Annotated in this window: 11 protein-coding genes; 8 read left to right on the top strand and 3 right to left on the bottom strand. The window is 70.9% G+C overall.

Going from position 1 to position 12710, the window contains the following annotated elements:
* Window positions 1-9: 9 nt before the first annotated feature.
* On the top strand, window positions 10-1182 hold the full coding sequence (locus tag OG413_RS34595) for a cytochrome P450 (RefSeq protein ID WP_266812463.1): 1173 nt from the start codon (window positions 10-12) through the stop codon (window positions 1180-1182).
* Between the two features lie 112 nt (window positions 1183-1294).
* Complete coding sequence (locus OG413_RS34590; RefSeq protein WP_266812462.1) at window positions 1295-2488, top strand: cytochrome P450; 1194 nt, start codon at window positions 1295-1297, stop codon at window positions 2486-2488.
* A gap of 88 nt (window positions 2489-2576) precedes the next feature.
* Here the strand turns inward: OG413_RS34590 and OG413_RS34585 are convergent, their stop codons facing one another.
* From OG413_RS34585 to OG413_RS34575, 3 genes are all read right to left on the bottom strand, one after another.
* Window positions 2577-3590 carry a Gfo/Idh/MocA family oxidoreductase gene (locus OG413_RS34585; protein ID WP_266812460.1) on the bottom strand — a complete coding sequence of 338 codons (1014 nt, stop codon included), beginning with the start codon at window positions 3588-3590 and terminating at the stop codon, window positions 2577-2579.
* Between the two features lie 380 nt (window positions 3591-3970).
* Window positions 3971-4981 carry a clavaminate synthase family protein gene (locus tag OG413_RS34580; protein ID WP_266812458.1) on the bottom strand — a complete coding sequence of 337 codons (1011 nt, stop codon included), beginning with the start codon at window positions 4979-4981 and terminating at the stop codon, window positions 3971-3973.
* A 39-nt stretch (window positions 4982-5020) separates the two neighbouring features.
* Window positions 5021-6064: a hypothetical protein gene (locus tag OG413_RS34575; RefSeq protein WP_266812457.1), complete on the bottom strand. Its 1044-nt coding sequence runs from the start codon at window positions 6062-6064 to the stop codon at window positions 5021-5023.
* Between the two features lie 285 nt (window positions 6065-6349).
* Here OG413_RS34575 and OG413_RS34570 point away from each other — a divergent pair, with 285 nt between their 5' ends.
* The 6 genes from OG413_RS34570 (at window position 6350) to OG413_RS34545 (ending at window position 12647) form a co-directional block, all read left to right on the top strand.
* On the top strand, window positions 6350-7108 hold the full coding sequence (locus tag OG413_RS34570) for a GntR family transcriptional regulator (protein ID WP_266812456.1): 759 nt from the start codon (window positions 6350-6352) through the stop codon (window positions 7106-7108).
* 174 nt (window positions 7109-7282) lie between these two features.
* Entirely contained in the window at window positions 7283-8281 is a 999-nt protein-coding gene (locus OG413_RS34565) for a sugar ABC transporter substrate-binding protein (protein WP_266812454.1), read from the top strand.
* 182 nt (window positions 8282-8463) lie between these two features.
* Window positions 8464-9444, top strand: a complete 981-nt coding sequence (locus OG413_RS34560) for a sugar ABC transporter substrate-binding protein (RefSeq protein ID WP_266813269.1) — start codon at window positions 8464-8466, stop codon at window positions 9442-9444.
* Window positions 9441-10520: an ABC transporter permease gene (locus tag OG413_RS34555; protein ID WP_266812452.1), complete on the top strand. Its 1080-nt coding sequence runs from the start codon at window positions 9441-9443 to the stop codon at window positions 10518-10520. Before OG413_RS34560 ends, OG413_RS34555 begins: the two co-directional genes overlap by 4 nt.
* The gene (locus OG413_RS34550) at window positions 10487-11347 is read left to right on the top strand and encodes an ATP-binding cassette domain-containing protein (RefSeq protein WP_266812451.1); all 861 of its coding nucleotides are present in this window, start codon (window positions 10487-10489) and stop codon (window positions 11345-11347) included. Before OG413_RS34555 ends, OG413_RS34550 begins: the two co-directional genes overlap by 34 nt.
* Window positions 11348-11480: 133 nt before the next feature.
* Entirely contained in the window at window positions 11481-12647 is a 1167-nt protein-coding gene (locus OG413_RS34545; RefSeq protein WP_266812450.1) for an ROK family glucokinase, read from the top strand.
* The last annotated feature ends 63 nt before the right edge of the window (window positions 12648-12710 follow it).

Genomic DNA, 12710 nt, shown 5'->3' with positions numbered 1-12710 from the left:
GGGCGGACCATGTCCGTGATCGATCTGCGTGATGTGCCGGACTTCGTGGCGAATCCGTATCCGTACTACGCGAAACTGCGTGCCGAGGGACCTGTGCACGCCATTCGCACCGAGCAGTTCGAACGGGCGTGGCTGATCGTCGGGTACGACGAGGGCCGGGCGGCCCTCGCGGACCCGAGGTTCAACAAGGACTGGCGGCCGTCGGGGCGTTGGCCGGACGGGGACAGCGCGATCAGCACGAACATGCTGGAGCTGGACGCGCCCCGGCACACCCGGCTGCGCAGGCTCGTCGCCCGTGAGTTCACCTCCCGGCGGATCGAGGCGCTGCGCCCGCGCGTCGAGGAGATCACCGCGGAACTGCTCGACGCGATGCCCGCCACCGGCAGCGCCGATCTCATCGACGCGCTCGCCTTTCCGCTGCCGATGACCGTCATCTGCGAGCTGATCGGTGTGCCGGACCTGGACCGGGACGCCTTTCGCCTGCTGTCGAACGGAGTCGTCTCGCCGACCGCGGAGCAGATGGAGGGCGACGCGGTCGGTGCCATGGGCGACTACCTGGTCGAACTCATCGAGGACAAGCGATGTGCGCCGGGCGACGACCTGATGAGCGCGCTGATCCGGGCGCGCGACGAGGGCGGCGACGGGCTCTCGTCCGACGAACTGGTGGGCATGGCGTTCCTGTTGCTCGTCGCGGGCCACGAGACGACGGTCAATCTGATCTCCAACGGGGTACGGGCCCTGCTCGACCATCCGGGACAACTGGCCCTGCTCCGGGCCGACCCCGGTCTGATCGACGGCGCGATCGAGGAGACGCTGCGGTACGACGGTCCGGTGGAGACGGCCACGCTGCGGTTCACCCGCGAGCCGGTGACGGTCGGCTCCACCGTCATCCCGGCGGACGAAGTGGTGGTCGTGGCCCTGGCCTCCGGCGGCCGCGACCCCGGCCGGTTCCCGGACCCGGACACCTTCGACATCCGCCGCGACACCCGGGGGCATCTGGCCTTCGGACACGGGATGCACTTCTGCCTGGGCGCGCCGCTGGCCCGGATGGAGGCCCGGATCGCGATCCGGGCGCTGCTGGAGCGCTGCCCCGACCTCGCGCTCGACCCGGACGGCGGGGAGCCCGAGTGGGTGACGGGCCTGCTGCTGCGGGGTGTGCGGCGGCTGCCGGTGCGCTGGTGACGTCGCCCCGTACGCCCCGCCCACGGCCCGTGCGATCAGGCAGGCCATCCGCCGAGCCATCGGCCCAGTCAATCGCCTGGCGATTCGCCATGTCATAGGGAAAGGAACCGTGTTGACCACCGAAGCCATGGTTGACCTTGCCGCCCTCGGCGAGGACTTCGTTCGTGACCCCTACCCCGTGTACGCGCGACTGCGAGCCCGGGGACCCGTCCACCGGGTCCGCATACCCGAGGGCACCCCTGCCTGGCTCGTCGTCGGCTACGACGTGGGGCGCGAACTCCTCGCCGACCAGCGCCTGTCCAAGCAGTGGCGGAATGCCTCGCCCGCGCTGGGCGTGTCCCAGGTCTCCGCCGGTACGACCATGCTCAACAGCGACGCGCCCGATCACACCCGGCTGAGAAAACTGGTGACCAAGGAGTTCACCCCGCGTCGCATGGAGGCACTCGCCCCACGCATCCAGGAGATGACGGACGAGCTGCTGGACGCGATGCTCGCTCCGGCGGGCCGGAGCGCCGACCTCGTCGAGGGGCTGTCCTTCCCGCTGCCGATGTCCGTCATCTGCGAGCTGCTGGGGGTGCCCTTCCTGGACCGGACGGCGTTTCGCGAGTGGTCCAACCTCGCCCTCTCGACCGCGGCCGAGGCCCGCGCCGCCGCGACGGCGGAAATGACCGCCTACATAGCCCGGCTCCTCGCCGGCAAGCGTGAGCAGCCGGGCGACGACCTGATCAGCGCGCTGATCCACACGTCGGACGGCGACGGCGACCGGCTCTCCGGTGACGAGCTGATGGGCATGGCCTGGCTGCTGCTCGTCGCGGGGCACGAGACCACCGTCAACCTCATCACCAACGGCATACACAATCTGCTCACCCACCCCGATCAACTGGAGGCTCTGCGCGCGGACTTCGGCCTCATCGACAACGCGGTCGAGGAGATCCTGCGCTTCGAGGGGCCCGTCGAGACCCCCACGTACCGCTTCACCACCGAGCCGATCGAGGTCGGCGGCACGGTCATACCCGGCGGCGGGGAACTGGTCCTCGTGGCGATGTCGGACGCCAACCGCGACCCCGCCCGGTACACGGAGGCGGACCGCTTCGACATCACCCGGGACGCCCGCGGCCATGTCGCGTTCGGCCACGGCATCCACTACTGCCTGGGCGCGCCACTGGCCCGTATCGAGGCCCGGATCGCCATCAGGTCGCTGCTGGAACGCTGCCCGGACCTGCGGCCGGCCGCGGACCCGGCGACGCTGAGCTGGCGTACCGGGATGCTGATGCGGGGGCCGCTCACCCTGCCGGTGGCCTGGTGACGACACTCCGCGTCTGACGGCCGCGGCGTCTGACGAGCCGCCGCGTCCGACAGCCCTGAGCGTGTGACGGCCCACGGGCGCCGGTCGGTCAGTCTCCGGGGATCTCCCGCAGGCTCACCGGCCGGCGTTCGCGGCGCGACACCTCGCACGCCTCCGCGATACGCAGCGCGTGCAGCGCCTCCCGCCCGTCGCACGGGTTGGCCAGCTCGCCCCGCGCGACCTTGAGGAACGCGTCCAGCTCCGCCTCGTACGCCGGTGCGAACCGTTCCAGGAAGCCCGGCCAGGGCTTCGGCGGGGCGGCGGGGCCCTGCGGTTCCGCCGAGGTGAGCGGGGTGCGGTCGTCGAGGCCGACCGCGAGCTGATCGCGTTCGCCCGCCAGCTCCATCCGCACGTCGTATCCGGCGCCGTTGCACCGGGTGGCCGTGGCCGTGGCGAGCGTCCCGTCGTCCAGGGTCAGCAGGACCGCGGCCGTGTCGACATCGCCCGCCTCACGGAACATCGCGGGCCCGGCGTCCGACCCGGTGGCGTACACCTCGGTCACCTCGCGGCCGGTCACCCACCGGAGCATGTCGAAGTCATGAACCAGGCAGTCGCGGTACAGGCCGCCGGAGAGCGGGAGATAGGCGGCGGGCGGCGGCGCCGGGTCCGACGTGATCGCGCGCACGGTGTGCAGCCGCCCGAGCCGCCCCTCCCGTACGGCGGCGCGGGCCGCGGCGAACCCCGCGTCGAAGCGCCGCATGAATCCCAGCTGGAGTACGGAGCCCGCCGATTCGACCGCCGACAGGGCGCCCAGGGTGCCGGGCAGATCGAGGGCGATCGGCTTCTCGCAGAACGCCGGAAGCCCGGCGCGGGCGGCCCGTTCGATGAGACCCGCGTGGGCGGAGGTCGCCGAGGCGATCACCAGCGCGTCGACACCGCCGTCCGCGCCGGAGGTGAACATCTCGTCCACCGCTACGGCCCCGGCCCCGGTCCGCGCGGCGACCCCGGCCGCCCGGTCCCGGTCGGCGTCCGCCACCACCAGTGAGTCAACGGCGGAGTGACGGCTCAGCGTCTCCGCATGGAAACTGCCGATACGTCCCGTTCCGATCAGTCCGATGCGCATGGCCCCAAGGTGGCGTTCGCCCTGTCGTCATGTCAAGCGTTTGTCCTGACAAAGGATGCGGTGTGACCGAGATGCGCGCCAAAGGGGCAAGAGGATGTCGGTGTATCACCAAGAGCTGTCCGCTCGTCGAGTTCGCGCAGCATGCGCGTCGCGGTCGCGGAGGACCTGCGGGACCGTGAACGCTGAGCGTGGCCCGACGCCTCGGCATCCGTGATGAGGCCCCACCACCGGGCGGAGATCCCGCCCACCCCAACCGCCGCTACTTGCCCAGGGGGGGGCTGACCCACGGGTTCTCCGACAGCTCGCGGGGGATGCTGATTCCTCGCGTCTGATGCGAGTCAAGGAGAGTGTGAACACCTCCCCGTGGGACCGGACGCGGGTCAGCGGGCGAGTATGTGGCCGTCATTGGGGCGGTGGTCGCGGGAGCGGCGCAGGTCGGTGGTGACGTAGGTGCGTTGCAGCCAGCGGTCCGCTCCGTCGTAACGGGGGTGGAAGGCGGTGCGGCCGTGGACGGTGACGCGGTTGTCGATGATGACCAGGTCGCCGGGAGTCAGGCGCAGGGTGCGGGCGCTCGCCTCGCAGGCGCGGCCGAATTCGGTCAGTGCCGCGGTGGCCCGAGGGGTGAGCGGGGTGGTGACGAGTTGAGCCATGCGTATGTCGGGATCCTCGACCGCACCCGACAGCACCGGTCGGGGCCTGACACCGGGCTCACCCGTGGCAGCGGCGGGGCCGAAGGAGGGCGGTGGTGTGGTGATGAACTCCGGTGCGAACAGGGCCTGGCGGCCGGGTGGGGTGAGAAGCGGCAGCGCTTGGCGGATGCCGGCGACGCGCATGCCTGCGATCCCGTCGTGGTCGGCGCGCAGGCACAGGAAGATCACGTAGTCGGGTGGGTGCGGGTGGAAGCCGTTCTCGGTATGGAAGGACAGCGGCACCGATCCGGCGTTGCCGTGGAAGGTCTCCTGTCCGGGCACGGGCACGACGTCCTGCACGAGGGCACCGGATTTCTCTGCCCGGTAGGCGAGAGGCTCGCCGAGCCCGCAGGCCACCATGGTGAGCATCGCGGCCGGGATACTGGCCCGGCGCTGGACCGAGCCGGGTACGGACGGTGTCGCGGGCAGGGCCGCCCGGTCGACGGGCAGGCCGCCGATCACCAATGTGCCGTGCGGGCCGGAGTGCCTCCGAAACCGGCGTACCCCGCGGCGCAGCGGGAGCGGAAGGTCCTCCCAGGCGTCCCGGGCCCCCGCCACCCACTCGGGGTCGTCGACCCGGTCGTGCCCGCCGGTGCACAGGGTGCGGGCCAGCCGCTCGCACGCGTCGGTATCGGCCGGATCAAGTGCCCAGTCGGCGGCGACGGCAGAGCTCCGGGCGGTGTCGGGCGTCGTCTTGGACATCAGGGTCTCCTGCCAGGGGCGGGCGGCGGACGCACGGACTCACGAGTGGCGCAGACCGGCCACGGCGTCGGCGACGTAGTGGTCCCCGAACCGGATCAGGGAGGCGTACTGGGCCGCGCGGCGATGGCGCATGTGCCGTAGTTCGGCGACGGCGTTGTCGGGGCCTTCGGGTTTCTGAGCGATGGAACGATGCAGATGCACCATCGAGTACGCGAGGGTGACGTGCCGTTCACCGTCCACGATGTCGGCTTCCAGGAGAGCGGCCCGTGCCTCGGCCAACTCCGGGGCGCGGGCGGCCAGGTGCTCGTAGGAGTCGGGAAGCACCGACAGCAGGTCCTTCATCGCCGCCCGGAACAGCTTGTATCCGCGATGCTGGCGCCCGCTCAACGGGACGTCCACCGACGGCGGCGCCATGGTGTGGCGCATCGCCGCCATGTAGTAATCGGCCGGGACCGTACTGGCGTGGGTCATGGCCGCCGGGAAGCCTCGCACGTACACCGTCGCGTCCGCCAGCCGCAGCAGCGCGGCATCGGCGTCGCCGTGCCGCAGATGGCGGGTGGCGTCGGCCACGGCGACCGCGGCGCAGACGTTGAACAGGACATGGACCTGGTGCCCGATGAGCCACCGAGCACTCCACACACTCTCCAACGACGCCCCCGCACCGGGCTCGGGGACGGCCACCGGAGGTACGGAGCCGGGGTCGGTGCCCGGCGCCGCGCCGGTGAGGTCGAGCACCGACTGCCGCATCCCGGCCACCTCCAGCGCCAGGTCGGTACCCGACAGCGGAGCCTCACACAGGTCTTCCAGGCCGCGGTGGACGACCAGGACACCGTGCAGGGCGGCCTGCTGATCCGACAGTTCCCCTTCGCGGACCCGGAAGAACGACTGACTGGTCGACTCCGACGGCAGTCCCTCACCGGCCACGGCCGGAGCCAGGGCGGACAGCGAGACCGCCAACTCACCGGCAGCCACGGCGGCCTGCCGCAGCGCGACCGTCCGCTCGACAGGCCGGTCATGGGTCGGCAACCCGGCCAGCACCCGCGCGGTGCGCATCGCCTCGGCGTCGACCCGCGGGCCCAGCACCGGGACGGACCGCCCGCCTCGGGGCTCACGGAAAACTGCGACAGCGGGATGACCGGCAACCGGCGATAAGCACATGGTTGAAGTACTTCGCCAAGAACACTCCACACGAAACCTGATCTTCAAGACCATTCCGTGTATCCGCGCATCCGCGTGCACGGCGGTCGGCCGCACCGCGCCGGTGTTCTTCAGCGGGCCCTCGATGATGTGGACGGCCTCCCGCACGCCCACCATCCCGCTGCCCGGACCGCCATGGCTTTGTCCGGACAATCGAACTACGCTCGGCCCGTGACCGAACGAGGAACCGACCAGCCGCTCCCGCTGAGCGTGGACCGCACCAGCCCGGTGCCGCTCTACTTCCAGCTGGCGCAGCAACTGGAGGCGGCCGTCGAACAGGGACGGCTGGCCCCCGGCACCCTGCTCGGCAACGAGATCGAGCTCGCCGCCCGCCTCGGCCTGTCCCGGCCCACCGTGCGCCAGGCGATCCAGTCGCTCGTCGACAAGGGGCTGATGGTGCGCCGCCGGGGCGTCGGTACCCAGATCGTGCACAGCAAGGTCCGGCGTCCGCTGGAGCTCAGCTCCCTCTACGACGACCTGGAGGCGGCCGGTCAGCGCCCCGCGACCCGGGTCCTGCGCACCACCCTCGAACCCGCCGGTGCCGAGGTCGCCGCCGCCCTCGGCGTCGCGGAGGGCAGCGAGGTCCACCTCGTCGAGCGGCTGCGGTACGCGGACGACGAGCCGGTGGCGCTGCTGCGCAACCATCTGCCCCCGGGTCTGCTCGCCCTCGGTACCGAGCAGTTGGAGGCCACCGGGCTGTACCGGATGATGCGCCTCTCGGGCATCACCCTGCACAGCGCCCGCCAGTCCATCGGCGCGCGCGCCGCCACCGCGCGGGAGGCGGCCGAACTTCACGAGGCGACGGGTGCGCCGCTGCTCACGATGGAGCGGACCACCTTCGACGACACCGGCCGGACGGTCGAGTTCGGCTCGCACGTCTACCGGGCCGCGCGGTACGCGTTCGAGTTCCAGCTGCTCGTACGCTCCTGAGCCGACCTGACCCGATCCGACCCGATCCGACCCGATCCGACCCGGCCCGACCCGGCCCGCCCGGGCTCCGTAGCGCGTCGTCATGTTCGGACAAACTATTGACGGTGGTCATACAACGCCGCTAGAACTCCCCCAGCCGCACTCCGGCGGCCGGGGAGAGAAGGCGGACCCACCATGCGTACGGCTCGCACGGCAGCAGTCCTGATCGCCGCAGTCGCCCTCACCGTCGCCGGATGCAGCGGCTCCGGCGGCAAGGACTCCGAGGACACCTCCGGCAGCGGCGGTGGGGGAGGCGGCAAGACGGTCTCCACGCCCCGGATGAAGATCGCGATGGTGACGCACTCAGGGGAGGGCGACACCTTCTGGGACATCGTCCAGAACGGCGCCGAACAGGCCGCGGCCAAGGACAACGTCGAATTCCTGTACTCCGCGAACAAGGAGGGCAAGGAACAGGCCCAGCTCGTCCAGGCCGCCATCGACCAGAAGGTCGACGGCATCGTCGTCACCCTCGCCAAACCCGAAGCGGTCAAGGCCGTCGTCGCCAAGGCCGTCAGGGCGGGCATCCCCGTCGTCACGATCAACTCCGGGGCACGGTTCTCCACCGAGGTCGGCGCGCTCGGCCACATCGGGCAGGACGAGGCCGTGGCGGGCGAGGCCGTCGGCAGCGAGCTGAACGCGCGCGGCCGGAAGAAGGCCGTCTGCGTCATTCACGAACAGGGCAACGTGTCACTGGAAGAGCGCTGCGCCGGAGTGGCCAAGACCTTCGACGGGACCGTCGAGAACCTCAACGTCGAAGGCACCAACATGCCAGCCGCCACCTCCTCCATCGAGGCCAAGCTCCAGGCGGACACGGGTATCGACGCGGTCGTCACCCTCGGCGCCCCCTTCGCCGCCGCCTCCGTCAAGGCCAAGAAGGGCTCCGGATCCACCGCGGAGGTCGACACCTTCGACCTCAACGCCGAGGTGGTCGGGCGCCTCAAGGCCGAGGAGGTCGGCTTCGCCGTCGACCAGCAGCCCTACCTCCAGGGCTATCTCGCCGTCGACGGACTGTGGCTCAACCGGACCAACGGAAATGTCGTCGGCGGCGGGAAACCGGTGCTCACCGGACCGGCGATCGTCACCGCGAAGGACGTACCGGAGCTGGAGAAATTCACCGCGCGCGGCACCCGGTGAACCCCCGCCGCGCCACCGCGACCCGCCCCCGCCCGGCCCCTGCCGGGCGATGCCGGGCGGGGCTCGGGGATACTTGGGCAGCCGGGCCGGGACAGCGCTCCCCCCGGCTCCTCCAAGCAGCACAGCGAGCAGCACAAGAAGGGCACGGCGTCGTGGCAAGGGTTCGGACAGGGGTACGCGCGATGGGCGCCGTGCTGGCAGCGGTGCTCGGCGCCTCCCTCGTGGGATGCAGCAGCACCGGTGGCAAGCGGGCGGAAGAACGCGCGGCCGAGGCCGCCGAGGGGCGGTCCGCCGTGACCACACCCCGCTGGACCTTCGCCATGGTCACCCACTCGGGCGACGGCGACACCTTCTGGGACATCGTCCAGAAGGGCTCCGAGCAGGCGGCCGCCAAGGACAACATCAACTTCCTGTACTCGCACAACGACGAGGCGCAGCAGCAGGCCCAGCTCGTCCAGACCGCGATCGACAAGAAGGTCGACGGGCTGATCGTCACGCTCGCCAAGCCCGACGCCATGAAGGCCGTGGTGGCCAAGGCCGTCAAGGCCGGTATCCCGGTCATCACGGTGAACTCGGGCTCCGCGGAGTCCAAGGCGTTCGGCGCCCTCACCCACATCGGCCAGGACGAGTCCATCGCCGGTGAGGCCGTCGGCGACGAGCTGGACAAGCGGGGCCGCAAGAAGGCCCTGTGCATCCTGCACGAGCAGGGCAACGTCGGCCACGAGCAGCGCTGCGCGGGGGCGAAGAAGTCCTTCGCCGGCACGATGCAGAACCTGTACGTCGACGGCACCAACATGCCCGACGTCCAGGCGTCCATCGAGGCCAAGCTCCAGGCCGACAAGAGCATCGACGCGGTCGTCACCCTCGGCGCGCCGTTCGCCGACGCCGCCGTCCAGGCCAAGGCGACCGCGGGCAGCAAGGCGGAGATCGACACCTTCGACCTGAACGCCAAGGTCGCCGCCGGGCTCAAGGAGAAGAAGCTCGGCTTCGCCGTCGACCAGCAGCCCTACCTCCAGGGCTACGAGGCCGTCGACCTGCTCTGGCTCTACCGCTACAACCGCAATGTGCTCGGCGGCGGCCTGCCCGTCCTGACCGGCCCGCAGATCATCACGTCCGACGACGCCGACGCGCTCGCCGAATACACGAAGCGGGGGACCCGATGAGCGGGACCGGACAGCCCGCGGCCCCCGCCCCGGCTCCGGCCCCGTCGTCCAAGGGCGGGGCCGACGAGCGGCTGCTCCGCACCTCGCCGCTGCGCAGGCTGCTCGGCCGTCCCGAGCTCGGCTCGGTCGTCGGCGCGGCGGCCGTCTTCCTCTTCTTCACGATCGTCGCGGACAGCTTCTTCCAGGCATCCAGCCTCGGCACGGTGCTGTACGCGGCCTCCACCATCGGGATCATGGCGGCGCCGGTGGCGCTGCTGATGATCGGCGGCGAGTTCGACCTCTCCGCCGGTGTGCTGGTCACCAGCTCCGCGCTGATCTCCTCGATGTTCAGCTACCAGATGACGGCCAACGTCTGGGTCGGCGTCTTCGTGTCCCTGCTGGTCACCCTGGCCGTCGGTGCGTTCAACGGCTTCATGCTGACCCGTACCAAGCTGCCGAGCTTCATCATCACGCTCGGTACGTTCCTGATGCTGACCGGGCTCAACCTCGGTTTCACCAAGCTGATCAGCGGCACCGTCTCGACCAAGGCGATCGGCGACATGGAGGGCTTCGACTCGGCCCGCAAGGTGTTCGCCTCCCAGCTGACGATCGGTGACGTCGAGTTCAAGGTCACCATCCTGTGGTGGGCGGCGCTCGTCGCGGTCGCCACCTGGATCCTGCTCCGTACCCGCTTCGGCAACTGGATCTTCGCCGTCGGCGGTGAGGCCGACGCGGCCCGCGCGGTCGGCGTGCCGGTGATCCGTACGAAGATCGGCCTCTACCTCGGCGTGGCCTTCGCCGCCTGGGTCTCCGGGCAGCACCTGCTGTTCAGCTACGACGTCGTCCAGTCCGGCGAGGGCGTCGGCAACGAGCTGACGTACATCATCGCGGCCGTCATCGGCGGCTGCCTGATCACCGGCGGCTACGGCTCCGCGATCGGCTCCGCGGTCGGTGCCTTCATCTTCGGCATGACCAGCAAGGGCATCGTGTACGCGGAGTGGAACCCGGACTGGTTCAAGTTCTTCCTGGGAGCGATGCTGCTCCTGGCCACCCTGCTCAACGCATGGGTACGCAAGCGCGCGGAGGCGACAAAGTGACGGCCGACCGGGCACTCGTCGAGCTGGCCGACGTAGCCAAGTTCTACGGCAACATCAAGGCGCTGGAACACGTCTCGCTGGTGGTCCACGCGGGCGAGATCACCTGTGTCCTCGGCGACAACGGGGCCGGCAAGTCCACGCTGATCAAGATCATCGCGGGGCTGCACCGGCACGACGCCGGGACCTTCCTGATCGACGGCGAGGAGACCACCCTCGCCAACCCGCGCGACGCCCTCGACCGGGGCATCGCCACGGTCTACCAGGACCTCGCCGTCGTCCCCCTCATGCCGGTCTGGCGGAACTTCTTCCTCGGCTCCGAACCGACGATCGGCTCCGGGCCCTTCAAGCGCCTCGATGTGCGCCGGATGCGCGAGACGACCCGCTCCGAGCTGCTGCGCATGGGGATCGACCTGCGCGACGTCGACCAGCCGATCGGCACCCTGTCCGGCGGCGAGCGCCAGTGTGTGGCGATCGCCCGCGCCGTCTACTTCGGCGCCAAGGTCCTCGTCCTGGACGAGCCGACGGCGGCACTCGGCGTCAAGCAGTCCGGGGTCGTCCTCAAGTACGTCGCGGCGGCCAGGGACGCCGGGCTCGGCGTGGTTCTCATCACGCACAACCCGCACCACGCCTACCTCGTGGGGGACCGGTTCGTGCTGCTCAAGCGCGGCGCGATGTCCGGCAGCCACACCAAGGACGACATCACCCTGGACGAGCTCACCCGCCAGATGGCGGGCGGCAGCGAGCTCGACGAGCTCAGCCACGAGCTGGAGCGCACCCCTGCCCCCGGACGCCCCGACGGGCCTGAGGCCGCCGACGGCACCCCGTAGTGGAGGCACGGCTTCCGGCGCGGCCGACCCGCCCACCGGCCCCCGGGGCCCGGCAGTGGCAGAATCGAGCGCGGTGGGCGCCGTCCACCGCCGGTAGCAGCACCCGACCGGCCCTCCAGACCCCGCAGGGACGATGAGCACGTACCGCGACTTCACACACCGCGGCTCCGCCCGCGCCACCGTCCTCAAGACCGTCGGCACCAGGGAGCGGCGCTCGCACCTCACCGCGCCGCGCGTCCCGACCGTCGGCATCGACATCGGCGGGACGAAGGTGATGGCCGGCGTCGTCGACGCGGACGGCAACATCCTGGAGCAGCTGCGCACCGAGACCCCGGACAAGTCCAAGAGTCCCAAGGTCGTCGAGGACACCATCGTCGAGCTGGTCCTGGACCTTTCCGACCGGCACGACGTGCACGCCGTGGGCATCGGCGCGGCGGGCTGGGTGGACGCCGACCGCTCGAAGGTCCTGTTCGCTCCGCACCTCGCCTGGCGCGACGAACCCCTGCGCGACGCGATCGCCTCCCGCCTCGTTGTCCCCGTCATGGTCGACAACGACGCCAACACGGCCGCCTGGGCGGAATGGCGTTTCGGCGCGGGCCGCGGCGAGGACCACCTCGTCATGATCACGCTCGGCACCGGCATCGGCGGCGCGATCCTGGAGGACGGCCGGGTCAAGCGCGGAAAGTACGGCGTCGCGGGTGAGTTCGGCCACATGCAGGTCGTCCCCGGCGGCCATCGCTGCCCCTGCGGCAACCGCGGCTGCTGGGAGCAGTACAGCTCCGGCAACGCGCTGGTGCGCGAGGCCAGGGAACTGGCCGCGGCGGACTCCCCGGTCGCGCACTATCTGCTGGACCGGGTCAAGGGCAACATCCCCGACATCACCGGCCCGCTCATCACCGAACTGGCCCGGGAGGGCGATGCGATGTGCATCGAGCTCCTCCAGGACATCGGCCAGTGGCTCGGTGTCGGCATCGCCAACCTGGCCGCCGCGCTCGACCCGTCCTGCTTCGTGATCGGAGGCGGCGTCAGTGCCGCCGACGATCTGCTGATCGGCCCCGCCAGGGACGCCTTCAAGCGGCATCTCACGGGTCGCGGCTACCGCCCCGAGGCCCGGATCGCGAAGGCCCAGCTCGGCCCCGAGGCGGGTATGGTCGGCGCCGCGGACCTGGCCCGACTGGTCGCCCGCAGATTCCGCCGGGCCAACCGCCGCCGCGTGGAGCGGTACGAGCGGTACGCGCAGATCTACGATCAGGCCGCGAGCACCATCCGCAACACGCGATCCACCCGCACCGCCGACTGAACCGCGGCCGCGCCGCGCGGCGTCCTCCGGCCAGTAACCGCATCCGCAGCAGCCGCAGTACCA

The organism is Streptomyces sp. NBC_01433 (genome assembly GCF_026340105.1).
GTDB lineage: Bacteria > Actinomycetota > Actinomycetes > Streptomycetales > Streptomycetaceae > Streptomyces.
The sequence above is the reverse complement of the archived record's forward strand: the minus strand, read 5'-3'. Positions and strand labels throughout refer to the sequence as shown.

Coding starts and splice junctions, on each gene's coding strand:
- OG413_RS34595 (WP_266812463.1), top strand. CDS start 10: ATGTCCGTGATCGATCTGCGTGATGTGCCGGACTTCGTGGCGAATCCG.
- OG413_RS34585 (WP_266812460.1), bottom strand. CDS start 3,590: ATGCGCATCGGACTGATCGGAACGGGACGTATCGGCAGTTTCCATGCG.
- OG413_RS34580 (WP_266812458.1), bottom strand. CDS start 4,981: ATGTCCAAGACGACGCCCGACACCGCCCGGAGCTCTGCCGTCGCCGCC.
- OG413_RS34565 (WP_266812454.1), top strand. CDS start 7,283: ATGCGTACGGCTCGCACGGCAGCAGTCCTGATCGCCGCAGTCGCCCTC.
- OG413_RS34560 (WP_266813269.1), top strand. CDS start 8,464: ATGGGCGCCGTGCTGGCAGCGGTGCTCGGCGCCTCCCTCGTGGGATGC.
- OG413_RS34555 (WP_266812452.1), top strand. CDS start 9,441: ATGAGCGGGACCGGACAGCCCGCGGCCCCCGCCCCGGCTCCGGCCCCG.
- OG413_RS34550 (WP_266812451.1), top strand. CDS start 10,487: ATGGGTACGCAAGCGCGCGGAGGCGACAAAGTGACGGCCGACCGGGCA.
- OG413_RS34545 (WP_266812450.1), top strand. CDS start 11,481: ATGAGCACGTACCGCGACTTCACACACCGCGGCTCCGCCCGCGCCACC.